Genomic DNA, 21,806 nt, shown 5'->3' on the forward strand with positions numbered 1-21,806 from the left:
GGGCATGGGCGAGATCCGGGTGGGCGATCCCGACGTCGAACTCGACGCGCCGGCGCACACCAAGGGTGTGGAGGAGGGCAACTCGCGACGGAGGAAGCAGGCGGGCCACCACGACGACGGGACGGTGGACGCCCGCCGCTCGACCGGCATCCGGCCCAAGAAACACGGCCCGATCCTGCCGATCATGCCGAACCTGCCGCCGGGCTGACCGGGGCGGAAGGAGGTGAGCTGTGCGGAAGCTGTTGATGGTGGTGGCCGGCGTGGCCTTCGCCGGGTTGTTCTGGAAGGAACTTCCCGCGCTGCGCCGCTACATCAAGATCGAGAAAATGTGACCGGAGAGGACGAGTAGGTCGATGTGTCTTGGCATCCCGGGCGAGATCGTCGAGATCAAGGCCGGCCGCGACGACCTGGCCATCGTCGACGTCGTGGGCGTTCGGCGGGCGATCAACATCGGCCTGCTCGGCCCGGACCAGATCGGTATCGGCGACTGGGTGCTCGTCCATGTCGGCTTCGCCATGTCGAAGATCGACGAGGCCGAGGCGGCCGCCACGCTGGCCATGTTGAACGGTCTCGGCCAGGCGTACACCGACGAGCTGCAGGCGCTCGCCGAATCCGACATCAGTTAGGGAAAGACCAGATGCGTTTCGTCGACGAGTACCGCGACGCGGACAAGGCCCAGGCGTTGGCCACCCAGATCGCCGCGTTGTGCGAGCCGGGGCGGCAGTACAAGTTCATGGAGGTCTGCGGCGGCCACACGCACACCATCTACAAGCACGGCATCGAGGACTACCTGCCGGAGAGCGTCTCGCTGGTGCACGGTCCGGGCTGCCCGGTCTGCGTCATCCCGATGGGCCGGGTGGACGACGCCATCGCCATCGCGAACGAGCCGGACGTCATCCTGACGGCGTTCGGCGACATGATGCGGGTCCCCGGCGGGAACGGCTCGTTCCTGGACGCCAAGGCGGCCGGTGCGGACATCCGAATGGTCTACTCGCCGCTGGACGCGCTGAAGATCGCCCGGACCAATCGGGACCGCAGGGTGGTCTTCATGGCGATCGGGTTCGAGACCACGTCACCGTCGACCGCCATGACCGTGCTGCGGGCAGCCGCCGAGGGCATCGACAACTTCTCGGTTTTCTGCAACCACGTCACGATCCTTCCGGCGATCAAGGCGATCCTCGACTCACCGGACCTGCGTCTGGACGGTTTCCTCGGGCCGGGGCACGTCTCCACCGTCATCGGCTGCCGGCCGTACGAGTTCATCGCCCGTGACTACGGCAAGCCGCTGGTGTGCGCCGGGTTCGAACCGCTGGACCTGCTCCAGTCGGTCTACCTGCTGCTCAAGCAGCTCGCTGACGGGCGCTGCGAGGTGGAGAACCAGTACACCCGGGTGGTGCCCTGGGACGGCAACCTGCGGGCGTTGGAGGCGATCGGCCGGGTCATGCAGCTGCGACCGTACTTCGAGTGGCGCGGCCTCGGCTTCATCTCGCACTCCGCGCTGCGGATGCGGGACGAGTACGCGGCGTACGACGCCGAGCGGCTCTTCGACGTACCCGGCGTGCGCGTCGCGGACCCGAAGGCCTGCCAGTGCGGCGAGGTGCTCAAGGGAGTGCTCAAGCCCTGGGAGTGCAAGGTGTTCGGCACCGCGTGCACGCCGGAGACACCCATCGGCACGTGCATGGTCTCCTCGGAGGGCGCGTGCGCGGCCTACTACAACTTCGGCCGCTTCACGCGGCAGCGGCTGGCGGAGGCGGCGCGGGCATGACGACGGAACGCACCGCCGGATGGGCCGAGCGCGCGGTGGCTGAGGCCGAGGCGACGACCGAACGCGAGTCGGGGCGGCTGTCGCCGGAGCAGCAGGTGCTGCAGCGCATCGAACGGGCGCGCCGGCGCGCGCCGACGATCCGGGAGAGCCGGATCACGCTCGCGCACGGCGCGGGTGGAAAGGCGACGCACAGCCTGATCGAAGGGCTGTTCGTCGAGGCGTTCCGCAACCCGACGCTGGCGGCGCTCGAGGACGCTGCGGTGCTCTCCGTGGGCGCCGGCCGGCTGGCCTTCACCACCGACTCGTACGTGGTGTCGCCGCTGTTCTTCCCCGGCGGGGACATCGGCGACCTCGCCGTCAACGGCACCGTCAACGACCTGGCGGTCAGCGGGGCCCGTCCGCGGTACCTGTCGGCCGGGTTCATCCTGGAAGAGGGCTTCCCCGTCGCCGATTTGCGCCGGATCACCGCCTCGATGGCCGCCGCCGCGGAGCGCGCCGGGGTCCAGGTGGTCACCGGCGACACGAAGGTGGTGCAGCGGGGCAAGGCCGACGGCTGCTACATCAACACGGCGGGTGTCGGCGTGCTGGAGCGGCCGGTGACCCTGGGCAGCCCACACGTCCGACCCGGCGACGCGGTCGTCGTCTCCGGGCCGATCGGCGACCACGGCGTGACCATCATGCTCGCCCGCGGCGAGCTGGACCTCGCCGCCGACCTCGCCTCGGACACCGCGGCGCTGCACGGGCTGGTCGACGCCCTGCTGGACGCGGCTCCCGGGGTGCGGCTGCTGCGCGACGCCACCCGGGGCGGCGTGGCGACCATCCTCAACGAGGTGGCGCAGGCGGCCCAGGTCGCCGTCGTCGTCGACGAATCGTCGGTCCCGGTGCGTCCCGCCGTGACCGGCGCGTGCGAGCTGCTCGGCATCGACCCGCTCTACGTGGCGTGCGAGGGGCGCCTGGTGGCCGTGGTGGACGGCGCGCAGGCGGAGGCGGCCGTGGCGGCGCTGCGCGGGCACCCGCTCGGCGACGGCGCGGCGGTCATCGGGCACGTCGCCGCCGACCCGCCCGGGCTGGTGCTGCTCCACACCGCCTTCGGCGGCACCCGGGTGGTCGACATGCTGGTCGGAGACCCACTCCCCCGCATCTGCTGACGGGGGTTCAGGCGGTGGGCACAGCCCGGGCCGCGGCCACCACAGCCTGGCCGAGGGAGATCCCGCCGTCGTTGGGCGGCACCCGCGAATGCACGAGCACCCGGGAGCCGTCCTGCTCCAGCCCGCTCACCACCCGTTCGAGCAGCAGCATGTTCTGGAAGACCCCGCCGGACAGCGCGACCGTGGCCAGGCCGGTGCGCTCCCGGACGGCACCGGCGGCGCGTACCACGGCGTCCGCCAGGCCGTGGTGGAAGCGCGCGGCGATCCGGCCGGGGTCCACCTCGGCCAGCAGGTCGTCGACCACGCAGCGGACCAGCCCGAATCCGACCTCCCGGAGCGGGACCGGACCGGCCGCCTCGACCCGGTAGCCGCCCCGCTCGCCGGGATCGGCCCGCTGTTCCAGGGCGATCGCGGCCTGGCCCTCGTACGTGACGCGGTCGTGCAGGCCGAGGATCGCCGCGACGGCGTCGAACAGCCGGCCCGCGCTGGAGGTACGCGGCGCGTTCGTCCCGGTCCGCGCCAGCCCCACCATCGCGGGCCAGTCCCGCTCGTGGCGGCACCGCACCGGCAGGTCGGGCACGGCGTCGCCGTAGATCTCGTCGAGGTAGGCCGCCGCCATCCGCCATGGCTCGCGTACCGCAGCGACCCCGCCCGGCATCGGCACCGCGCCCAGGTGCCCGACCCGCTCGTACCCGGTCAGGTCCGCGACGAGCAGTTCGCCTCCCCAGAGGGTGCCGTCCGGGCCGTAGCCGAGGCCGTCGAAGGCGACGCCGATCACCGGTCCGGGGTCGCCGTTGTCGGCCAGGCAGGAGGCGATGTGGGCGTGGTGGTGCTGAACGCCGAGGAGTTCGACGTCCTCGCGCTGCAGGGCGTACTTCGTGGACAGGTACTCGGGGTGCAGGTCATGGGCCACGACCTCCGGCCGGACGTCGAAGAGCCGGGTGAAGTGCGCGATCCCGTCGGTGAACGCCCGCAGGGTCTCGTAGTTCTCCAGGTCGCCGACGTGGTGCGAGACGAAGGCACGTCGTCCCTTCGCCACGCAGAACGTGTTCTTCAACTCCGCCCCGCAGGCCAGCACGGGGCGGTCGAACCGCCACGGGAGGGTGAGCGGCGCGGGCACGTGACCTCGGGAACGCCGTACCGGCAGCTCACGGCCCCGGAACACGCGAACCACGGAGTCATCGGTGCGGACGTGGATGCGTCGGTCGTGCGTCAGGAAGCCGTCGGCGATCCGTGCCAGCCGCCGACGGGCGTCGTCGTCGCGGTGGGCGATCGGTTCGTCGGAGACGTTGCCGCTGGTCAGCACGATCGGGATGCCGAGCCGGGCGAGCAGCAGGTGGTGCAGTGGGCTGTACGGCAGCATCACGCCCAGCTCGCGGTTGCCCGGGGCCACCGACCCGGCGACCGGGGCGTCGGCGCGGCGGGGCAGCAGCACCACGGGACGGCGGGCGCCGGTGAGCACCGGCTCGGCCGCCGGCGGCACGTCGACCAGGGTCCGTGCCGCCCGCAGGTCGGCCGCCATCAGCGCGAACGGCTTCTCCTCGCGATGCTTGCGGGCGCGCAGCGTCGAGACGGCCGGGTCGTGGTCGGCCCGGGTGGCCAGGTGGTAGCCGCCGAGGCCCTTGACCGCGACGATCAGGCCGTCCCGCAGCCACCGTACGGCGGTGTCCAGGGGTTCGCCGGGCAGCGGGTGGCCGTCGGCGTCGACGAGCCGGAGGGCGGGTCCGCAGGCGGGGCAGCACACCGGCTCGGCGTGGAATCGGCGGTCGCCGGGATCGGCGTACTCGGCGGCGCAGTCGGAGCAGAGCGGGAACTGGGCCATCGTGGTGGTGGGGCGGTCGTACGGCACGTCCTCGACGATGGTGAAGCGCGGGCCGCAGTTGGTGCAGTTCGTGAACGGGTAGCCGTGCCGCCGGTCCGTCGGATCGGACATCTCCGCGAGGCAGTCCGCGCAGGTGGCGGTGTCCGGGGAGATCAGCGCGTCGCGGCCGGCACCGGTGACGCTGGTGACGATGACGAAGCCGGGCCGACCGGTCGGCGGGACCGCCTCGGTGGTGAGCCGCTCGACCTGGGCCAGCCTCGGCGCCCGCCGGCTGAGGTCGGCCACGAACGCGGCCAGCCGGTCCGCGTCGCCTTCGACCTCGACGAAGACCCCCGCGGTGTCGTTGCCGACGAAGCCGGCCAGGTCGTACTCGGTGGCCAGCGCGTACACGAACGGCCGGAAGCCGACCCCCTGCACGATGCCCTCGACGCGGACGTGCATCCGGTGCGCGCTGGCCAGATCCATGGGTCAGCGTTCGTCGGCCAACGCCTGCTGGGTGAGTTCCCAGAGCACGTGGTAGAGCGTGGTCTGCGCCTCCTGGACCCGGTGCACCGATGCCGACGGCACCACGAACAGGTGGTCGACGGCCGCGGATTCCGCCATCCGGCCGCCGTCGTAGCCGGCGATCCCGATGGTGACCATGCCGCGCCTGGCCGCCTCCTCGAACGCCCGCAGGACGTTGGTCGATCCGCCGCTCGTGGACAGCCCCACCGCGATGTCGCCGGCCCGGCCGAACGCCGCCAGCTGTCGGGCGAAGACCACCTCGAACCCCACGTCGTTGGAGAGCGCCGTGATCAGCGCGACGTCGTGGGTCAGCGAGATGGCCGGCAGCGGGCGGGCGGCCGTCGGCGGGTGCAGGAACAGCTGCGCGACGTCCTGGGCGTCGGTGCTGCTTCCGCCGTTGCCGAACGAGAACAGCGTGGCGCCGGCGCGGAAGGCCGTGGCGCACCGGTGGGCGCAGTCGAGCAACCGCTGCCCGTGCTCGGCGACCAGGGAATCGCGGAGGGCGACGATCTCCGTCGCCTTCTCCGCGGTGGACCTGGCCACCTCGGCGAGCACCGCGTCCACGTCGGTCGGCCGGGCGTCGAGGAAGGGGTAGAGGGCTCCGATCGCACCCTCGACCGGGGCGCTCATGAGTGCTGCTCCACGACGGCGATGGCCTCCTTGGCGTGCACCAGCACGACGTCGCCCGGTCCCGCCTCGACGAGGGCCACGCTGATCTCCTCCCGTCCGGCGTCCGTGTCGACCACGGCCAGCCCGTCGGCCGTCAGTTCCCGTACCCGGACGGGGACCGCGATGTCGGCGCACGTGATGCAGACCGCGTCGTGGCAGTCGGGCCCGGTCCGGGCCGTCGGCTGACCGAGCGAAACGGATCGCGGATTCATCGGACCACCGCCGGGTCCAGCAGTCCGGGCTGCTCGAAGAACACGTGCACCAGCTCCCACAGGATGTGATAGATCGTCACGTGCACCTCCTTGACGATGCACGGGTCGTCGGAGCTGACGACGACGGCGTGGTCGGCGATCGCGTCCCGGGCGATGTCACCACCGTCGCCGCCGAACAGCCCGACGGTGAGCAGACCGAGGTCGCGCGCCGTCACGAGGCCGCGCCGGACGTTGGCGCAGCGGCCGTCGACGGACAGTCCGAGCGCGATGTCCTCCGGGGCGGCGAGCAGGCGCAGCTGAGCGGCGAACACCTCGTCGAAGCCCTCCGTCCGGGAGATCCCGGTGAGGGTCGCGGCGTCGTTCGTCAGCGAGATCGCCGGCAGCGCCCGCTTTCCCACGATGACCGGGTGGACGAACTCCACCACGACGTGCTGGGCATCGGTTGCCGGGCCGCCGTTGCCGAAGACGATCAACTTGCCGCCGCGATGGAAGCGGACGGCCATCTCGTGACAGGCCCGGCCGATCCGCACGGCGTCGTCGGCGAGGGCCTGCCCCGGTGCCACCCGACGGGCGAAGGCTCGGTGAACGGCCGGAAGTACGGGCGAATGCAATGGGCTCTCCGTTCAGCGTCGGACCGCGGCGTACGGATGAGGCGCGCGCCGCGACCCCGCGAAGGCGGCCGCCGAGCGCTGCAGGCAGGCACCGATGACCTGGTCGAGTTCCGCCAGGTGAGCGAGGCACGACCGGAGATCCTCGCTGCCCTTGGCGGTCAGCTGATAGCACCGGCGGGCCGGCCCCGGTCCGGTGGTCTCCCATCCGGAGATCACCGACCGCTCGCGTTCCAGGCCGCGCAGCGCCCGGTAGACGTGGCCGGGTTCCACATCGGGCAGTCCCATGGCCTTGAGGCGGTCGATCAGGTCGTAACCGTGACCGGGGCGCTCGAAGATCAGGAGCAGGAGAAACGGATGCAACAGGCCGCGCAGCTCGCGTCCGTGCATGTCAGCCCCTTTCGTCGGCGGAACGCACCGCTCCCCTGAAGCAAAGCATGCCTTTTATCGCAAAAGTGCTGATTAGCGAATTTGCGATCCGGTCGATCGGCTCAGCCCGGCCGGCATAATGTCGGTTGACCGCCCGCGCGTGGGAAGGATCGGCGATGAGGCTGGGCCTGCACTACTGGAACTTCTCCACGCCCGCCGACCCGTCCGCCATGGCCGGGGTGCTGGCGGAGACCGCCCGGATCGCGGAGCAGGCCGGGGTGTCCGCCTTCACGGTCATGGACCACTACTTCCAGATGGAGTTCACGACCTCGGCCGAGGAGCCGATGCTCGAGGCCTACACGACCCTGGGTTACGTGGCCGCGAAGACCGAGCGGATGACCCTCGGGGTGCTCGTCACCGGGGTGATGTACCGCTACCCCGGCCTGCTCGCCAAGATTGTCACGACGCTCGACGTGCTCTCCGGCGGGCGGGCCCGGCTCGGCATCGGCGCGTCGTGGTACGACCGCGAGCAGCGCGGCCTCGGCGTACCGGTGGTCCCCGTCAGCGAGCGCTTCGAGCGGCTGGAGGAGACGTTGCAGATCTGCCTCCAGATGTGGAGCGACGACAACGGCCGGTTCGACGGCAGATACCACCAACTGGCCGAGACGCTGAACGTGCCGGCGCCGATCAGCCGACCGCACCCGCCGATCATGATCGGTGGTGGCGGCGAGAAGAAGACGCTGCGGCTCGTGGCCCGCTACGGCGATGCGTGCAACATCTTCGGCAACAGCCCGGACGAGGTCGCGCACAAGCTCGACGTGCTGCGGGAACACTGTGCTGCCGAAGGCCGGGACTACCGGACCGTCGAGAAGACCGTGCTGGTCATGCGCCCGCCCCTGGCCGACGTCGACGCGTTCGTGGCGGAGGTGGCCGAGTACGCGGCGCTCGGCGTCACCGAGGTGCAGACGATGCCGGACCGGCACCCGGTCGAGTTCGCGCAGCAACTGGCCGAGCGGCAGGTCGCCGCGCGACTGGCCGAACTCGCCTGATCCCGGCCCCTCAGCGCCCGGAGCACCGGTACCGGCCGGCACGGCGTCCCGCGCCGGCGGTCCCGGCTGACCCGCGTTTCGCCAAGTCATCCTGCCGTAGCGGGCTCGCTGCCACACTCGGAACGGTGGGTGATCTCCAGGTGGTCGGTCGCTGCGCCAGCGGCTGCTGGCGGATGCGCCGCGCACCTGGACGACCGGCCCCGCGCCGGCTGACCACGGTCGACGCGTCTTCCGCTGCCGGCCGAGGCCGCCTTGGGTGACAACCAGCCATCACGGCAGGGCCGGCACGCTGGAAAGCCGGCATCCGACTCCAGAGGCTTCCCAGTCAGGTCCCTGGGCCCGGGCCTGGTCTCGGGAGCTGCGGACACCGATCCGACCACGGTCGCGACGTTGGTCGTGGTCGGGGCCAGCACCACGTTCGGCCTGGCCTGGCTGACCCTGCTGATGATGCCGGCCGTGGTGGTGGTGCAGATCCTCGCCACGCGGGTGGGCGTGCTGTCCGGGCGGGATCTTCAGCAGGCGGTGCGCGACGGTTACGGTCGCCTGGCGAGCGTCCTGTTGTTGATCTCGATCCTCGCGGTGAACGTGGTGACGATAGCCGCCGACGTCGCCGCCGGAGCGGCGGCGATCGGCCTGCTCGTCGGGCTCGACGCCCGCTGGCTGATCCCGGTCTTCGCCGCCGGCGCGCTCGCTCTGTTGCTGTTCGGCAAGTACGACGAGGTCGAACGGGTGCTGAAGTGGGTGATGCTGGGCCTGCTCGCCTACGGCGTGGCGGCGGTTCTGGCCCGACCTGACTGGCCCGCGGTGGCGCGCGCCAGCCTGATTCCGTCGCTCTCCTTCAGCGAGGCGCATCTGGCGGGGACGCTGGCGATCCTGGGCACCACGCTGACCAGCTACATGTACGTGTGGCAGACCGTGGAGCAGGTCGAGGAGCCGTGCTCGCGTCGGCAGCTGCGGTTCCGCGAGTTCGACGCGGTGGTCGGCGCCGGCCTGGCCGCGGTGGTCTTCTGGAGCATCCTGGTCGCCAGCGGCGCCACCCTCGGCACCCACCACCAACACGTGGACACCGCCGAGCAGGCCGCGCAGGCGCTGCGCCCCCTGGCCGGGCCCCTGGCCGGCGAGTTGTTCGCCGTTGGGCTCCTCGCCTCCGCGATCATCGCCGTGCCGGTGATCATGTCCAGCGGCGGCTACGTCACCGCCAGCGCGTTCGGCTGGCCGCGAGGGCTCAGCCGCACCCCCCGCCAGGCGCCCCGCTTCTACACCATGGTGGTCGCACAGACCGTGGCCGGCGTCGCGCTGGCCATGACCGGTATCGGTCCGATCCGACTGCTGTTTCTGGCCAGCCTGATCGGGGGCATCGCCACCCCGCTGGGGCTGGTCATGCTCTCCCTCGCCGCCGGAAACCCGAAACTGGTCGGCGCGCCCCGCATCCACCTGGGCCTGCGCGTCGCGGGCTGGGTCGTCGCCGCCCTGGTGACCACCGTCAGCCTGCTGTATCTCGCCCAGCAGCTACACCTCGCCGGATGACGCCGTCCGCCGGACGGTACATGCATAGTTGCTTGACAATGCACCTAGGCTTGAATGTGCGTTGATTCCGGTTCGAGGAGATGGTGGTGAACGCCGAATGCAATACTCGCGCCGCTCCTTCCTCGCCGGCGTGGTGGCCACCGGCCTCGGTTCCGCCGGAGCCACCTTTCTCCTGCCGGGCGGTCGCACCCGCTCGGATTCCCTGACCGGGCGCCCTCGGCTCTGCACCGGCACCGACCTCACCGGGGCGCGGGCCGCCGTCATCGGCATGTGGAACGAGACCAACCCGGACGCGAAGGTCGAGTTGGACGAGGTGCCCGGCGGCTCCCGCGCCGAGCGGGACAGCATGGTCGAGAAGATAAAGAACGGTGCGGTCGACATCGTCAACCTCGACATCGTCGACATTCGGGAGTTCGCGAAAGAGGGCTATATCCAGGAGATTTCCCTGCCCACGCGCACGTATTTTCCGGCGGTCGAGCGGGTGCACCGGGTGACTGCCGATTCCGGCCGGTACTGGGCGGTGCCCTTCAACAGCGACGTGGGCATGCTGTTCAGCCGGGCGACGGCGGGCCTGAACCCCGGGCAGCCACTCCTCCCCCAGGTGATCCACCGGGACGCACGGGGCGTCGCCCGGTTCGTCGGGCAACTCCTGCCGGACACGGAGAACGACACCGAAGCGTTCGTCGTCAACGTCCTGGAGCACGCGCTCTCCACCGACCCGGCCATCCTCGACAAGGACGGCAGGGTCGCGGAGGACCTGGTCCGGTGGCAGGACGCGCTCACCCCGCTGCGGAACGCCGTCCTGCACAACGACGTGGTGCGGGCGCGCAACGAGGAGGACTCCCGCGCGCGGTTCGAGGACGGCCTGGCCTACATGCGCAACTGGCCGGCCCGGTACCGGGGGCTGCGCAACCAGGTCGACCTCCTCCCGTTGCCGTCCGGCATTCTCGGCGGCCAGAGCCTGGCGCTGGTGGCCAACGGCAGCAACGTCGAGGCGTCCGTCCGATTCATCGAGTTCGCGACCAGCGCGGCGGCCCAGCGGGTGGCCGCCGCCCACGGCCTGGCGCCGGCCCTCACGCATGTCTACGACGATCCGTCGTTGCGGCAGGCGATGCCGTATCTGGACACGGTCAAGAGCGCCTTGGAGCAGGCGGTTCCCCGGCCCACGCACCGGCAGTACCGGGACTTCGCCGACGCGGTCCGGCGCCACGTGCTGCCCTTCATCGCCCAGCCCAACGGCAGGCTGACCAGCGCCTTCACCGATGACATCAAGAGCACGCTCGATCCGAGCAGGAGATGACCGTCGCGCACGGACGGTGGCACGCAGGGAGGTACGGCGTGGAGGTCGGGCGGATCCAGCTGTGGCAGGTGCCGCTGTTGGCCATGGCGGTGATAGCCCTGGCGGAATGGGCCGTCGGAGCGGTGCTGCGCAGGTGGCCGCTGCGGGTGGACTGGCGGCTGATGCGCGCCGTCGGGTTCGCCGTGGCCGTCCTCGTGGCCTCGGCGCTGCTCCTGGTCAACTACCTCTCCGAGGCGGACAAGCTGGCGAACATCGTCTCGGCGATCGCGGCCGTCGCCACGCTGTGGCTGACGCATCGGGCCTTCCAGCGGTCCGGGACGGTTGAATCCCCGAAGCCGTCGCGGGCGGACGAGAAGTCCGTGGACCGGGTTCCTTAGTCCCGGTGCGGGGGCCACCGGCGGCGGGCGCGGGCCGTGGCCCGGGCGTCGGCCTTCTCGATGGCCTGAACCAGCTCGTCCTTGGTCATGCCGTGCGGGAGGTGCTCGGGCTGGTGGCCGCGGGCCACTCCAACGCGGCGGTCGCGGCGCGGCTGCCCGTCACCGAGGCAGCGGTCGGCACGTCCTTCGCCCGGGACGACCATGGCGGCTGCGCCGGCACGTGCCGGTTCTGGTTCGCGGTCAAGGGGGTGCCGACCGGGCAGAGCCCCTACGTTCTCCGGGTCGCCGACGAGGACGCCCGGCAATACCCCGAGCAGGACATCCACGGGCCGCTGGTGACCCTGCACCTCGACTGAGGGGCACTGTCAGAGGTTCAGCGGCTCCGGGTCGCTGGCCAGTTCCCGGAACCGCTCGCGCGGGTCGGGCACCAGCCGCCGGGCGGACAGGTCGAGCAGGCCACCCACCCCGGTCACCGTGGCGACCTCGGTGCCGTCCGGGCGGGTGAGGTCCTGGACGATCTGGAAGGTCTTGCCGTCGCCCCAGCGGAACTCGCAGGTCACGTCCACCTCGTCGCCGCCGCGCAACTCCCGCAGGTAGCGGACGGTGACCTCCAGGGCGACCGGTCCCACGCCGCTGGCGATGAGCCGGTCCTGCGAGATCCCGGCGGCGCGCAGGCACTCCCACCGGGCGTGCTCGCTGTACTGCAGATACACGGCCTGGTTCAGGTGCCCCTGGGTGTCGAGCTCGTAGCCGCGGACGGTGATGCGTACCCGGAACGGATCTCCCATGGGCGCGAGCCTAACGGGAGGACAGCCCGGCTCGTCGCGAGCAGACCTGGCGCCCGCCGCGACATCTTGGGACGCTGACGGTGTGTACGACTACGACCTGTTGGTGCTGGGCTCCGGGCCCAGCGGTCAGAAGGCCGCGATCGCCGCGGCAAAGCTCGGCAAGCGGGTCGGCATCGTGGACCGGCGCGACATGATCGGCGGGGTCTGCATCAACACCGGCACCGTCCCGTCCAAGACACTGCGCGAGGCCGTGCTCCACCTGACCGGCCTGACCCAGCGCGACCTGTACGGCAGCAGCTACCGGGTCAAGGAGGAGATCACGGTCAGCGATCTGGCGGCACGAACCGAGCACGTGATCAGCCGACAGACGGACGTCATCCGCAATCAACTGGCCCGCAACCGGGTCGCGATGATCACCGGCACCGGGCGGTTCGCGGACGCGCACGCGGTCTGGGTCGACGGCGGCTCCGGGCGCGAGTCACATCTACGCGGTCGGCGACGTGATCGGCTTCCCGGCGCTGGCGTCCACCTCGATGGAGCAGGGCCGGCTGGCCGCGCAGCACGCCTGCGGTGAGCCGGTTCGCGCGATGCACGGGTTGCAGCCGATCGGCATCTACACGATCCCGGAGATCAGCTTCGTCGGGAAGACCGAGGAGGAGCTGACCGACAGTTCGACGCCGTTCGAGGTGGGCATCGCGCGCTACCGCGAGCTGGCCCGCGGTCAGATCGTGGGCGACTCCTACGGCATGCTGAAGCTGCTCGTCGCGCCGGACGACGGCCGACTGCTCGGCGTACACGTGTTCGGCACCGGCGCCACCGAGATCGTCCACATCGGGCAGGCGGTGATGGGCTGCGGCGGCACCGTGGACTACCTGGTCGACACGGTGTTCAACTACCCGACCTTGGCGGAGGCGTACAAGGTGGCCGCCCTGGACGCCTCCAACAAGATCCGCAACATCACCCGGATCGACGGCTGATCCGACAGCCCTCGGCGCGGCTGATCAGTCGAGGCAGAACTCGTTGCCCTCGGGGTCGGCCATCACGATGTGACCGGCGCCGAGCGGAGGAGCGGGCTCGTGGCGCTGGAGCCGGGTGGCGCCGTGGGAGACGAGCCGCTCCGCCTCCGCCTCCAGGGCCGCCATCCGCTCGTCCCCGGTGAGCCCGGGGGCCGCCCGCACATCGGGGTGCACGCGGTTCTTGGCCTGCTTGCCCTCCGGCACCCGCTGGAAGAACAGCCGCGGCCCGGAGCCCTCGGGGTCGACCAGCGCCGAGGCGTCGTTGCGGCGCTCGGGCGGCACGCCCATCGCCTCCAGAGCCTGCTCCCACGACTCGAAACCCGCGGGCGGGGCCTGCAACTGGTAGCCGAGGGCCTCGGCCCAGAACGCGGCCAACCCGGCCGGGTCGGCGCAGTCGAAGGTGAATTGGACGTCGCGGGCCATGTCAGCTCGCCTCCTGTCGAGTCTGTCGGTGGGTGTGCAGGTGGAGGTCGCGGAGCAGGCACACCTCCGCCAGATGATGGATCAGTTCGCGGTTGATGTGCAGCACCAGCGCGGCCAGTGGACGTTCGGCGTACGGTCCCTCCGCCTCTCCGCACGGGCGGGCGAGGTCGGCTTCGCCGAGGGACTCGACCCCGGCCAGCCAGGTGGCGTACTCCGTGTCGAGCTGGGCCAGCGCCCCGGCCGCCGTCGCGGCGTACTCGAACGACTGGTAGTCGGTGGACGCGCGACCGAAGTGCGCGGCGTTGCGCGTCGCGAGCACGCCGACGATCACGTGCCCGAGTCGCCAGGCGATCGTCGTGAACGGTGGTGGGTCGGGCTGCGGCATCGCGAAGTCGATGGTCATCGCACCGGACCCGGCCTGCACGGGTGTGGTGCCGGTGCCGCGCGGGCGAACGTTCCAGCAGCCGGGGGCCGGCTCCCAGAAGTACTCGTCGTCGGTGAGCCCGTCGAGCCGGTCACGCAGCTGGCCGGTCCAGTGCTGGGCGAGCTGCTCTCGGAGCAGAGGATTCCAGGTGTGGTCGGTCACGGGCCCACCCTTCCGGCAATAGCGGACAGGATCCTTCCGTGATCGGTGAAACGATGAGGGCATGACCGTCGAGACGACGACCGAGCGGGTGCTGCGGTTGCTGGCCCTGCTGCAGCGGCGGCCGTCCTGGACCGCCGCCGAACTCGCCGCCGAGCTGGGGGTCACCGACCGCTCGGTGCGCCGCGACGTGGAGCGGTTGCGCGCGCTCGGCTACCCGGTGCACGCGTCGGCGGGTGTCGGCGGCGGCTACCAGCTCGGCGCGGGCACCCGGCTGCCGCCGCTGCTCCTCGACGACGAGGAGGCGATCGCGACAGCGGTGTCGCTGCGACTGGCGTCGGCCGGCACGGTCGCCGGGGCGGCCGAGGCGGCACTGCGGGCGCTCGCGAAGCTCGACCAGGTGATGCCGCCCCGGCTGCGCGCCGAGGTGCGGGCGGTGCACGGCGCCACCGAGACCCTGGTCGGCCCCGGGGTCGAGATCGACGCGGAGCTGCTGATGACGCTCGCCCGGGCCTGCCGCGACACCGTACGGGTGCGGTTCCGGTACGCGGGCCGCGACGGCGGGGAGCACGAGCGTACGGTCGAGCCGGTGCGGATGGTCACCACCGGCCGCCGCTGGTACCTGATGGCCTGGGACGTCGACCGCGACGACTGGCGCACCTTCCGGCTGGACCGGATGCGCGACGTGGTGGCGACGACCTGGCGCTTCCGGGCGAGGGAGCATCCGGACCCGGTCGCCTACGTGCAGCGGTCGGTGGCCGAGGCGCCGTACCGGTATCTCGCCCGGGTGCGGGTGCACGCCCGGCCCGAGCGGGTGCGGGAGCTGGTGCCGCCCCAGGTGGGGCGCGTCGAGGACGATCGCGACGGGTGGTGCGTGCTCGTCGTCGGCGGGGATGACCTGGACTGGCTCGCGGTGCAGGTGGCCCGGCTGGGCTTCGAGGCGGAGGTGCTGGAGCCTGCGGCGCTGCGGGAGGCCGCCGGCCGGCTCGCCCGCCGCGTCGCGGCGATGGCCGGGACCGGCTGACCCCGCGACCGCTGGATCCCCGCTCGCCGACGTCGTACGACGGGCCGGGGTGCGCCGAATATGACGTGCGATGCCGGCCGGCGGCGGGCTACGGTCCCGGCCGTGACCCTTGAGATCGTGAGCCTGGCCGACCGTCCCGACCTCGCCCCGCTGCTGACCAACGACGACTTCGACGGCGCGTGGCCGACCTTCATGATCCAGGACCTGATCAGCTCGGTGTACTACGCGGTCGCCGACGACCTCTACCCGGACCTGGTGTTCGCCGCGATCGACCCGGCCGAGTCGGGGCGGGCGGTGGCCCGCGGCTACGCCGTACCCGTGCACTGGACGGAGCCGGAGCTGCCCGAGACCGGCTGGGAGAAGATGATCCAGCGGGCCACCGTCGACCGCCACGTCGGGCGGGAACCGACCATGGTGTCGGCGCTGGAGATCTGCATCCGCCCCGACCGGCGCGGCGGCGGGGTGTCGGGGTTGATGCTGGCCGCGATGCGGGAGGCGGTCGCCAAGCGCGGCCTCGACACCCTGGTCGCGCCGGTCCGCCCCAGCGGCAAGCACACCCGGCCGGACCTGCCGACCGCCGAGTACGCGGCACAGGTCCGCCCCGACGGCCTGCCGGTCGACCCGTGGCTGCGGGTGCACGTCCGCGCCGGCGGTGTCATCGAGCAGGTGGCGACCCGGTCGATGACCATCACCGGCACACTCGACGAGTGGCGGCGCTGGACCGGGCTGCCGTTCGACACCAGCGGGCCGGTGCACGTTCCGGATGCCCTGGTGCCGGTGCTCTGCGACGTGGCGCACGACTACGCCGTCTACGTCGAGCCGAACGTCTGGGTGCGGCACCGGCTGTAGCCGCAGCCGCACGATCCTCCCGATCGCCGAGGGCTGACGACTCTGGCCCGTGTCCCGGGTCAGCGGGGTGCGCGGATGCCGTCGACCAGCAGGACGACGCCGTCGGTGGCGGCCTCCCGGTCGCGGGAGATCTCGCGGTATTCCGGGGAGGTGGACCAGGCCTCGAAGTCCTCGCGGGTGTCGAACGCCATCAGGATGACCTTCTGGTACGGCCAGGCGCCCTCCACCACCTGGGGCGACTCGTCGGCGGCGAGCAGTCGCCCCCGGTATTTGATCAGGACGGGCATGAACGCGGCGACGTACCGGTCGTAGCGCTGTCGGTCGTGGATGGCGATCTGCGCGAGGGCGAAGACGGTCACCCGCTCACGTTACTCGCGGGTAAGTATGTGCCGCGCCCGCCGGTCGGCAATCCGTCAATGCGCCGCTCCGACCTGTCGCAACCGCCCTGACCTGCGGATACTCTGGATACAGGCGCTTTCGCCCAGGTCGGACGACTCCCCCGACGACTGGAGGGCCGCTCATGTCCACCGACACCACCGCCCCACCCGCCGGCACGGGCCGCGAGACGGCTCCGCCGGCCACGACGAGCATTCCCGAGGCGGTGTGGCAGGTCCGGGTACGCACCAAACTCGACGACCTCTACCAGCAACTGCGCGATCTGGAGTCACGCGACGGCGCGAACGCCGTCCGGGTCGGCGAGTTGCGGGCGCAGCTGTCCAGGGTGGAGTCGGTCCTCGGGCGCAGCAATGTGATCGACTGGTTGCGCGGCGGGAACGTCGAGTACGCCTGGCAGACCGTCCACGCCGTCGAGCGGGCCATGGTGGAGCTGCGCAGCCCGGAGGAGCTGCTCGGGCTGCTGCCCGCGTACCAGGCCGCGGCCGGGCGTTACCTGGCCACCGACGACAAGGTGCTGACCGCGTTCGACCCGACGGCCGACCAGGCCCAACCGGCACTGCTGCGGGCGAAGGTGCAGGCGCTGCTGCTGCGCTACCACACCGAGTCGGACGAGTTCAACGAGTCGGTACGCCGGCTGCGCAACCGGATGCTGGGCCTGTCCGTCTTCGCGCTGGTCGCCGAGACGCTGATGGTGCTGGTGCAGTGGAGCAGCCCGGACCTGCAACTACTCAAGCCGCCGACCGACGCGGCCGGCGTCCCGGCGTGGCGGCTGCTGTTCTTCGTGCTGATCGCCGGCGCGCTGGGGGCCTTCATCAGCGCCCTTCCCTCGATGATCACGTCCCGGTCCGGCGGGCTGCCGTACCGGCTGCCGTTCCAGCAGGGGCTGTTGAAGCTGGCGATCGGCCCGCTGGTCGCGGTTGTCGGGATCATGCTGGTGATCGGCGGTCTGGTGGAGACGACGGTGAACAGCACGGCCGCCCTGCTCGGGGTGGCGATCGTCTTCGGCGCCGGCCAGCAGGCGGTCACCGCGTTCGCCGACCGCCGGGCCTCGGAGCTGCTCAGCCCGATCACGAAGAGCTGACCGGGCGGTTGTGCCGGGCTCAGATCCACCGCGACGCAGAGATCCGCGAGCAGACCACACATCGCTGAGCTGACGGCCTTCTCGGTCAGCGCCGCGCTGCCCGTCCGGGTTGCTCCAATACCGTGCGGTATTCGCCATAGCCTTCACGCTCAAGGTCGTCGCGCCGAATGAACCGAAGCGCGGCCGAGTTCATGCAGTAACGCAGGCCGCCGGTTTCTGCGGGACCGTCGTCGAACACATGGCCGAGGTGGCTGTCCCCGTGTGCCGACCGGACCTCGGTGCCGGACACGGCGCGGCTCGGCTCTCGGACCTCGACCACGTTCTCTGGTTCGATCGGCCTGGTGAAACTCGGCCAGCCGGTACCGCTGTCGTACTTGTCGACGGAAGCGAACAGGGGTTCACCGGACACGATGTCGACGTAGATGCCCGGCTCCTTGTTGTCCCAGTAGGCGTTGTCGAAGGCAGGCTCCGTCCCCGCCTCCTGGGTAACTTTGTACTGCTCGGGCGACAGCCGAGAAATTGCCTGAGGGTCCTTGCGGTACTCGTGTGACACTTTCGTCCTCCCGGGGCAGCTCGTCGGCCGGAACGGCCGGGTCCGATGGGCCTTCACCCGCGCCGCCGATGCCTACCCCTCCAGCGGTTGACTAACCCCAGGGGCCGGCTGGGTAGCCTGGAGCGCATGATCTTCATTACCGCGAAGTTCCGGGTACGTCCCGAGGACGCCGACCGGTGGCCGCAGATCGCCGCCGCGTTCACCGAGGCCACCCGCGCCGAGCCCGGCTGCCTCTGGTTCGACTGGTCCCGCAGCCTCGACGACCCGAGGGAGTACGTGCTGGTCGAGGCGTTCCGGGACGACGAGGCCGGCGCCGCGCACGTGCAGTCGGAGCACTTCCGCGAGGCGCAGCGCAGCCTGCCGCCGCACCTGGCCGAGACGCCCCGGATCGTGAACGTGACCGTGCCGCAGCAGGACTGGTCGCTGCTCGGCGAGATGGCGGTCCCCGAGGGCCGCTGAGCGCGGGCGTACCGACCGCCGGCGCCGCGCCGGAAGTGCGGTCAGCCGGCGGCGTAGCGGAGGTCCATGGTGTCGGTGCGGCCGGACCAGGTCAGCGCCAGGTGCCAGCAGCCGGCCGCCGGCATGTCGACGATCGAAGGGCCGGGGCCGCCGGTGACCGTCTGGGTCACCTGCGTGTCGGTGCCGTCGAGCGTCGCGGTGATCGTCAGGTCGGCCGACGCCGTCGGGTCGGGCGACGCCGTGGCGGGGCGGGACACCCAGAGGATCTTGTTGTTCGACCCGTCGGTTCTCTTGTACCCGAGCGGGTGGGCGAACAGCACCGCGACGATGTCGCCGTTCGCGCCGAAGACGTGCGGAATCCGGGGAGCGGCCTCGCTGAACCCGGCATCCGCCCAGTCCGGCAGCGACCCGGTCTCGATCTGGGAGGCGCAGCCCGTCGCGGCACGCGCCGTGGTGGCCGTACCGCCCGCCGGCGTCGCCGGCCGGCTCCCGGTCGTGCAGCCGGCCAGCAGAACCACCGACGCCAGCACCATCCTGCCCGCCGAACCCATCTGCCACCCCCGGTCCGTCGACGTCATTCACCAGCAATGACACCGGCCGGGCCCGCCGGGTTCCGCTAGTCGAGCGAGTCGGCGATCGCGATCGCCTCGTCCCGGGTGAGGTTGCCCTCCAGCCGGTAGCTCACCCCGGCCTCCTGCCAGATCAACGTCGCCGCGGCGAGCCGCGCGGTCTCCACCCGGACCGTGCCGCCGCGATCGACGTACGCGAGCGTGTGCGGACCGCCGACCCAGACCGCGAAATCGCCGTCGACCTGCACGAACTCCACGTCCGGCCCGGCCGCCTGCTTCTGGAACACCGGGTCGAGCTGGCCGTCGAACGCGTCGACGCGCAGCGTCCCGCCCCGATAGAGCAGGGTGGCCACCCGGTAGGAGCCCAGGCCGTCGTCATCGGCGACCAGCACCTGCTCGGGCGGGCCCAGCTTGGCCGGCACGCGGATGGGGAAGCGAACCTTCCGCTGCGCGTCGTGCAGGTCGGCGGAGCGCTGCGCCGGCAGCGGGGACGGGCTGCCGGTGGGCAGTACGGGCGCGGGCGACGTACCGATGACGATCCCGGAGAAGCGCAGCAGCCCGGCGACCGCGTCGGCGAGGGCGGCCCGACCCGGCGGCAGCACCGCGACGAGCAGCGCGGCGAGCGCCGCGGCCAGCCAGTAGCGCCACCGGCGCCGCCGGGCCGCCGGCGCGGCCAGGCGGGCGCGTACCCGGGTGGCCAGGTCCGGCGTCGCGGGCGTCTCCAGCCAGGTGGCGAGGTCGCGCAGCTCCCGCTCCAGGTCATCCACGGTGCACCACCTCGCGGTCGAGCAGGCCGCGCAGCTTCGCCAACGCCCGGTACGTCCGCGACTTCACCGTGCCCCGGGGCAGTCCCAGCATGGTCACCGTCTCGTCCTCGCTGAGGTCGAGGAAGAACCGGCAGACGATCACCTCACGGTCCTTCACCGGCAACCGGCGCACCGCCTGCACCAGCACGGCGCGGCGCTCGGCGGCGAGGACCGCCCCGACCGCGTCGTCCTCGGCGAGCTCCGGCTCCGGATTCGCCGCCGCGGCCCGCAGCACCAGCCCGTCCCGGCGGGTACGGGACCGGTGCAGGTTGCGGGTCTCGTTGGCGACGATCGCGAGCAACCACGACCGGAAGGACGAGTCGCCCCGGTAGCGGGAGAGGTTGCGGTATCCCTTCACGAACGCCTCCTGGGTGACGTCCTCCGCGTCCGGCCCGGCGCCGAGCAGCACCGCCGTCCGGTACGCGGACGCGGTGTGCCGGGCGACGAGGAGGTCGTACGCCTCCAGGTCACCGGCCCGCGCGCGGGTGACAAGCTCGTCGTCGTCCAGGGAAACCTCCGGTCGGCTCACCCACATGACACCGCGCGCGCCGGGCGGGTTCCACCTTTCCGGCCGGGAACTTCGCCGCCGTCCCCGGTGTCACCGGGACATGACGCCCACCACGATCTCGCGCCGCACGATACTGACCCTGCTCGCCGGCACCGGCGCCGCCGCGCTGGCCGGCTGCGAACCCGCCCGGACCGTGGCCGCCGCCGTACCGATCCCCGACGCGCTGCTCGTGGAGGTCGGCGGCGGCCTCGGCGTGTTCCGTGGCGCTGACCGGCAGACCATCCCGCACGCGGTCGCCACGGCGGACGGGCTCGCGATCTACGCGACCACAGCCGCAGGGCCCGACACCGCGTTCTGGCGGGTCGACACCGCCACCGGCCGCGCCTCCGCCCGGGTGTCCCTGCCCGGACGCTGGGTGCCGCAGGCCGTCTCGGCCAGCGGCACCCTGGTGGCGCTGACGCCGCAACGGCAGGAGGTCACCGCCGCACGGCCGGCCGGACGCGAGGTGACCCCGGTCCTGATCGCCGACACCACCGGCGTCCGGCACCGGCTGGACTTGCCGGGCAACTTCGTGCCGGAGGCGTTCACCGCGGATCTCACCGGGTTGTTCGTCCTCGAGTGGATCCCGGCGGCCGCGCCGGACCGCTACCGGGTCCGCGTCGTCGACCTCGCCACCGGCGCGCCGGGCCAGTTGTTCACCCGCGACAAGTCACCGGTTCCGCCGGGGGCCGAGGAGGAGATGCGCGGCGACGGACGCCAGGCGGTGCTCGCCCCCGACCGGGCGACCCTCTACACGCTCTATACCCATCAGCCCGACCACCGGCATACCCGTGACCTGATCAGCGGGCGGCCCGGCAACGCACACGCGTTCGTGCACACGCTCAGCCTCAACGCCTGGTGGGCGTACTGCATCGATCTGCCGCACCCGTTCGGCGAAGGCCCCGCGGGCGGCCACGCGATCGCGATCAGCCCCGACGGGCGACGGCTCTACGTCACCGACGTCACGTCAGGCACTACCGCGGAGATCTCCACCGAGGACCTGTCGGTGCTCCGCACGATCCCCGACGCCCGGGGCACGGGGACCGCGTACGCCGCCGTCGACAGCGACCGGCTCTTCGTCGGCGCCGGCCCGGCGGTGCGGACGTCGGACCTCACCCGCCTGGCCCGGACGACCGACTGGCCGGTCCGGGAACCGGTGCGGGGCGTGGTGCCCAGCCGCGACGGCGCCCGCCTCTACCTGGGTCAGACCAACGCGGTGAGCTGGCACGATCCGGCCACCGGCGCCGAACTCGGCCGCGTCGCCGTCCCCGGTCTCGTCGCGGTACGGGGGCTGGCCGGACCGGGCTGACCCAACCCCACCGACACGCATTCCTCAGCTGCGTGCCGCTCCCGGTGCCGTCT

At 71.9% G+C, this 21,806-nt stretch carries 30 protein-coding genes; 17 read left to right on the plus strand and 13 right to left on the minus strand.

Translation table 11 applies throughout. From position 1 onward, the window contains the following. Positions 1 to 4 precede the first annotated feature (4 nt). From ONA70_RS10625 to hypE, 5 genes are read left to right on the plus strand one after another with little or no spacing between them, the layout of a single operon-like run. Positions 5 to 208, plus strand: coding sequence for a hypothetical protein (locus ONA70_RS10625; RefSeq protein ID WP_265006200.1), 204 nt, complete (start codon positions 5 to 7; stop codon positions 206 to 208). Between the two features lie 22 nt (positions 209 to 230). After that, positions 231 to 332: a DUF6893 family small protein gene (locus ONA70_RS36925; protein ID WP_406601181.1), complete on the plus strand. Its 102-nt coding sequence runs from the start codon at positions 231 to 233 to the stop codon at positions 330 to 332. Positions 333 to 353: 21 nt separating this feature from the next. Next, positions 354 to 626, plus strand: coding sequence for a HypC/HybG/HupF family hydrogenase formation chaperone (locus tag ONA70_RS10630; protein ID WP_265006201.1), 273 nt, complete (start codon positions 354 to 356; stop codon positions 624 to 626). A gap of 11 nt (positions 627 to 637) precedes the next feature. Then, entirely contained in the window at positions 638 to 1,765 is a 1,128-nt protein-coding gene (gene hypD / locus ONA70_RS10635) for a hydrogenase formation protein HypD (RefSeq protein WP_265006202.1), read from the plus strand. Continuing rightward, a complete protein-coding gene (gene hypE, locus ONA70_RS10640) occupies positions 1,762 to 2,913 on the plus strand; it encodes a hydrogenase expression/formation protein HypE (protein WP_265006203.1) in 1,152 nt (383 codons plus the stop codon). Before hypD ends, hypE begins: the two co-directional genes overlap by 4 nt. A 7-nt stretch (positions 2,914 to 2,920) precedes the next feature. Here hypE and hypF read toward each other — a convergent pair whose 3' ends face one another. The 5 genes from hypF to ONA70_RS10665 are packed head-to-tail and all read right to left on the minus strand — an operon-like array spanning position 2,921 to position 7,118. Continuing rightward, on the minus strand, positions 2,921 to 5,200 hold the full coding sequence (gene hypF, locus ONA70_RS10645; RefSeq protein WP_265006204.1) for a carbamoyltransferase HypF: 2,280 nt from the start codon (positions 5,198 to 5,200) through the stop codon (positions 2,921 to 2,923). Between the two features lie 3 nt (positions 5,201 to 5,203). Continuing rightward, complete coding sequence (locus ONA70_RS10650; protein ID WP_265006205.1) at positions 5,204 to 5,869, minus strand: D-sedoheptulose-7-phosphate isomerase; 666 nt, start codon at positions 5,867 to 5,869, stop codon at positions 5,204 to 5,206. After that, positions 5,866 to 6,120 (minus strand): HypC/HybG/HupF family hydrogenase formation chaperone, encoded by a 255-nt coding sequence (locus tag ONA70_RS10655; RefSeq protein ID WP_265006206.1) that lies wholly within the window; start codon positions 6,118 to 6,120, stop codon positions 5,866 to 5,868. The genes ONA70_RS10650 and ONA70_RS10655 overlap by 4 nt, the downstream gene beginning before the upstream one ends. After that, positions 6,117 to 6,683, minus strand: a complete 567-nt coding sequence (locus ONA70_RS10660; protein WP_265006207.1) for a D-sedoheptulose-7-phosphate isomerase — start codon at positions 6,681 to 6,683, stop codon at positions 6,117 to 6,119. Before ONA70_RS10660 ends, ONA70_RS10655 begins: the two co-directional genes overlap by 4 nt. Before the next feature lie 60 nt (positions 6,684 to 6,743). Further along, positions 6,744 to 7,118 (minus strand): helix-turn-helix transcriptional regulator, encoded by a 375-nt coding sequence (locus ONA70_RS10665; RefSeq protein WP_265006208.1) that lies wholly within the window; start codon positions 7,116 to 7,118, stop codon positions 6,744 to 6,746. Between the two features lie 155 nt (positions 7,119 to 7,273). Between ONA70_RS10665 and ONA70_RS10670 the strand changes: the two genes are divergently transcribed. From ONA70_RS10670 to ONA70_RS10690, 5 genes are all read left to right on the plus strand, one after another. Beyond that, positions 7,274 to 8,146, plus strand: coding sequence for an LLM class F420-dependent oxidoreductase (locus tag ONA70_RS10670; RefSeq protein ID WP_265006209.1), 873 nt, complete (start codon positions 7,274 to 7,276; stop codon positions 8,144 to 8,146). Positions 8,147 to 8,536: 390 nt separating this feature from the next. Next, positions 8,537 to 9,673, plus strand: a complete 1,137-nt coding sequence (locus ONA70_RS10675) for an NRAMP family divalent metal transporter (protein WP_265006210.1) — start codon at positions 8,537 to 8,539, stop codon at positions 9,671 to 9,673. A 97-nt stretch (positions 9,674 to 9,770) separates the two neighbouring features. Then, positions 9,771 to 10,973 (plus strand): extracellular solute-binding protein, encoded by a 1,203-nt coding sequence (locus ONA70_RS10680; RefSeq protein ID WP_265006211.1) that lies wholly within the window; start codon positions 9,771 to 9,773, stop codon positions 10,971 to 10,973. A 38-nt stretch (positions 10,974 to 11,011) separates the two neighbouring features. Continuing rightward, positions 11,012 to 11,350, plus strand: a complete 339-nt coding sequence (locus tag ONA70_RS10685) for a hypothetical protein (protein ID WP_265006212.1) — start codon at positions 11,012 to 11,014, stop codon at positions 11,348 to 11,350. Between the two features lie 92 nt (positions 11,351 to 11,442). After that, positions 11,443 to 11,706 (plus strand): helix-turn-helix domain-containing protein, encoded by a 264-nt coding sequence (locus ONA70_RS10690; protein ID WP_265006213.1) that lies wholly within the window; start codon positions 11,443 to 11,445, stop codon positions 11,704 to 11,706. 9 nt (positions 11,707 to 11,715) lie between these two features. Here ONA70_RS10690 and ONA70_RS10695 read toward each other — a convergent pair whose 3' ends face one another. After that, the gene (locus ONA70_RS10695) at positions 11,716 to 12,138 is read right to left on the minus strand and encodes an acyl-CoA thioesterase (RefSeq protein WP_265006214.1); all 423 of its coding nucleotides are present in this window, start codon (positions 12,136 to 12,138) and stop codon (positions 11,716 to 11,718) included. Positions 12,139 to 12,220: 82 nt separating this feature from the next. On the opposite strand from ONA70_RS10695, the gene ONA70_RS10700 reads away from it, so the two are divergent. Then, positions 12,221 to 12,712, plus strand: coding sequence for an FAD-dependent oxidoreductase (locus tag ONA70_RS10700; protein WP_265006215.1), 492 nt, complete (start codon positions 12,221 to 12,223; stop codon positions 12,710 to 12,712). Then, on the plus strand, positions 12,672 to 13,115 hold the full coding sequence (locus ONA70_RS10705; protein ID WP_265006216.1) for an NAD(P)/FAD-dependent oxidoreductase: 444 nt from the start codon (positions 12,672 to 12,674) through the stop codon (positions 13,113 to 13,115). The genes ONA70_RS10700 and ONA70_RS10705 overlap by 41 nt, the downstream gene beginning before the upstream one ends. Positions 13,116 to 13,139: 24 nt before the next feature. Here the strand turns inward: ONA70_RS10705 and ONA70_RS10710 are convergent, their stop codons facing one another. Further along, positions 13,140 to 13,577 carry a VOC family protein gene (locus tag ONA70_RS10710; protein ID WP_265006217.1) on the minus strand — a complete coding sequence of 146 codons (438 nt, stop codon included), beginning with the start codon at positions 13,575 to 13,577 and terminating at the stop codon, positions 13,140 to 13,142. Position 13,578: 1 nt separating this feature from the next. Then, positions 13,579 to 14,163, minus strand: coding sequence for a DinB family protein (locus tag ONA70_RS10715; protein WP_265006218.1), 585 nt, complete (start codon positions 14,161 to 14,163; stop codon positions 13,579 to 13,581). 61 nt (positions 14,164 to 14,224) lie between these two features. Between ONA70_RS10715 and ONA70_RS10720 the strand changes: the two genes are divergently transcribed. Both ONA70_RS10720 and ONA70_RS10725 read left to right on the plus strand, forming a co-directional pair. Next, complete coding sequence (locus ONA70_RS10720) at positions 14,225 to 15,184, plus strand: helix-turn-helix transcriptional regulator (RefSeq protein ID WP_265006219.1); 960 nt, start codon at positions 14,225 to 14,227, stop codon at positions 15,182 to 15,184. Positions 15,185 to 15,286: 102 nt separating this feature from the next. Next, on the plus strand, positions 15,287 to 16,033 hold the full coding sequence (locus ONA70_RS10725; protein WP_265006220.1) for an N-acetyltransferase: 747 nt from the start codon (positions 15,287 to 15,289) through the stop codon (positions 16,031 to 16,033). 59 nt (positions 16,034 to 16,092) lie between these two features. Here the strand turns inward: ONA70_RS10725 and ONA70_RS10730 are convergent, their stop codons facing one another. Next, positions 16,093 to 16,392 carry a DUF1330 domain-containing protein gene (locus ONA70_RS10730; RefSeq protein WP_265006221.1) on the minus strand — a complete coding sequence of 100 codons (300 nt, stop codon included), beginning with the start codon at positions 16,390 to 16,392 and terminating at the stop codon, positions 16,093 to 16,095. A 161-nt stretch (positions 16,393 to 16,553) separates the two neighbouring features. Here ONA70_RS10730 and ONA70_RS10735 point away from each other — a divergent pair, with 161 nt between their 5' ends. After that, positions 16,554 to 17,510, plus strand: a complete 957-nt coding sequence (locus ONA70_RS10735) for a hypothetical protein (protein WP_265006222.1) — start codon at positions 16,554 to 16,556, stop codon at positions 17,508 to 17,510. Positions 17,511 to 17,595: 85 nt separating this feature from the next. Here the strand turns inward: ONA70_RS10735 and msrB are convergent, their stop codons facing one another. Further along, the gene (gene msrB / locus ONA70_RS10740; protein ID WP_265006223.1) at positions 17,596 to 18,063 is read right to left on the minus strand and encodes a peptide-methionine (R)-S-oxide reductase MsrB; all 468 of its coding nucleotides are present in this window, start codon (positions 18,061 to 18,063) and stop codon (positions 17,596 to 17,598) included. Positions 18,064 to 18,189: 126 nt separating this feature from the next. On the opposite strand from msrB, the gene ONA70_RS10745 reads away from it, so the two are divergent. Continuing rightward, positions 18,190 to 18,522 (plus strand): putative quinol monooxygenase, encoded by a 333-nt coding sequence (locus ONA70_RS10745; RefSeq protein ID WP_265006224.1) that lies wholly within the window; start codon positions 18,190 to 18,192, stop codon positions 18,520 to 18,522. A gap of 41 nt (positions 18,523 to 18,563) precedes the next feature. Here the strand turns inward: ONA70_RS10745 and ONA70_RS10750 are convergent, their stop codons facing one another. Genes ONA70_RS10750 through ONA70_RS10760 form a run of 3 tightly spaced genes read right to left on the minus strand, consistent with a single transcriptional unit; the run spans position 18,564 to position 20,426 of the window. Next, positions 18,564 to 19,100: a hypothetical protein gene (locus tag ONA70_RS10750; protein ID WP_265006225.1), complete on the minus strand. Its 537-nt coding sequence runs from the start codon at positions 19,098 to 19,100 to the stop codon at positions 18,564 to 18,566. 38 nt (positions 19,101 to 19,138) lie between these two features. Beyond that, a complete protein-coding gene (locus ONA70_RS10755; RefSeq protein WP_265006226.1) occupies positions 19,139 to 19,858 on the minus strand; it encodes a DUF4367 domain-containing protein in 720 nt (239 codons plus the stop codon). Further along, positions 19,851 to 20,426, minus strand: a complete 576-nt coding sequence (locus ONA70_RS10760) for an RNA polymerase sigma factor (protein ID WP_265006227.1) — start codon at positions 20,424 to 20,426, stop codon at positions 19,851 to 19,853. Before ONA70_RS10760 ends, ONA70_RS10755 begins: the two co-directional genes overlap by 8 nt. A gap of 79 nt (positions 20,427 to 20,505) precedes the next feature. Here ONA70_RS10760 and ONA70_RS10765 point away from each other — a divergent pair, with 79 nt between their 5' ends. Continuing rightward, positions 20,506 to 21,753: a YncE family protein gene (locus tag ONA70_RS10765; RefSeq protein WP_265006228.1), complete on the plus strand. Its 1,248-nt coding sequence runs from the start codon at positions 20,506 to 20,508 to the stop codon at positions 21,751 to 21,753. Positions 21,754 to 21,806 lie beyond the last annotated feature (53 nt).

Origin of the sequence: Micromonospora yasonensis (assembly GCF_026013475.1) — a bacterium.
Lineage (GTDB): Bacteria > Actinomycetota > Actinomycetes > Mycobacteriales > Micromonosporaceae > Micromonospora > Micromonospora yasonensis.

Excerpts from the sequence above, each read along its gene's own strand:
- ONA70_RS10665 (WP_265006208.1), bottom strand. The coding sequence starts at position 7,118 with ATGCACGGACGCGAGCTGCGCGGCCTGTTGCATCCGTTTCTCCTGCTC.
- ONA70_RS10735 (WP_265006222.1), top strand. The coding sequence starts at position 16,554 with ATGTCCACCGACACCACCGCCCCACCCGCCGGCACGGGCCGCGAGACG.
- hypD (WP_265006202.1), top strand. The coding sequence starts at position 638 with ATGCGTTTCGTCGACGAGTACCGCGACGCGGACAAGGCCCAGGCGTTG.
- ONA70_RS10680 (WP_265006211.1), top strand. The coding sequence starts at position 9,771 with ATGCAATACTCGCGCCGCTCCTTCCTCGCCGGCGTGGTGGCCACCGGC.
- ONA70_RS10745 (WP_265006224.1), top strand. The coding sequence starts at position 18,190 with ATGATCTTCATTACCGCGAAGTTCCGGGTACGTCCCGAGGACGCCGAC.
- hypF (WP_265006204.1), bottom strand. The coding sequence starts at position 5,200 with ATGGATCTGGCCAGCGCGCACCGGATGCACGTCCGCGTCGAGGGCATC.
- ONA70_RS10695 (WP_265006214.1), bottom strand. The coding sequence starts at position 12,138 with ATGGGAGATCCGTTCCGGGTACGCATCACCGTCCGCGGCTACGAGCTC.
- hypE (WP_265006203.1), top strand. The coding sequence starts at position 1,762 with ATGACGACGGAACGCACCGCCGGATGGGCCGAGCGCGCGGTGGCTGAG.
- ONA70_RS10705 (WP_265006216.1), top strand. The coding sequence starts at position 12,672 with ATGGAGCAGGGCCGGCTGGCCGCGCAGCACGCCTGCGGTGAGCCGGTT.
- ONA70_RS10720 (WP_265006219.1), top strand. The coding sequence starts at position 14,225 with ATGACCGTCGAGACGACGACCGAGCGGGTGCTGCGGTTGCTGGCCCTG.
- ONA70_RS10625 (WP_265006200.1), top strand. The coding sequence starts at position 5 with ATGGGCGAGATCCGGGTGGGCGATCCCGACGTCGAACTCGACGCGCCG.
- ONA70_RS10765 (WP_265006228.1), top strand. The coding sequence starts at position 20,506 with ATGACGCCCACCACGATCTCGCGCCGCACGATACTGACCCTGCTCGCC.
- ONA70_RS10655 (WP_265006206.1), bottom strand. The coding sequence starts at position 6,120 with ATGAATCCGCGATCCGTTTCGCTCGGTCAGCCGACGGCCCGGACCGGG.
- ONA70_RS10630 (WP_265006201.1), top strand. The coding sequence starts at position 354 with ATGTGTCTTGGCATCCCGGGCGAGATCGTCGAGATCAAGGCCGGCCGC.
- ONA70_RS10750 (WP_265006225.1), bottom strand. The coding sequence starts at position 19,100 with ATGACGTCGACGGACCGGGGGTGGCAGATGGGTTCGGCGGGCAGGATG.
- ONA70_RS10710 (WP_265006217.1), bottom strand. The coding sequence starts at position 13,577 with ATGGCCCGCGACGTCCAATTCACCTTCGACTGCGCCGACCCGGCCGGG.
- ONA70_RS10650 (WP_265006205.1), bottom strand. The coding sequence starts at position 5,869 with ATGAGCGCCCCGGTCGAGGGTGCGATCGGAGCCCTCTACCCCTTCCTC.
- ONA70_RS10670 (WP_265006209.1), top strand. The coding sequence starts at position 7,274 with ATGAGGCTGGGCCTGCACTACTGGAACTTCTCCACGCCCGCCGACCCG.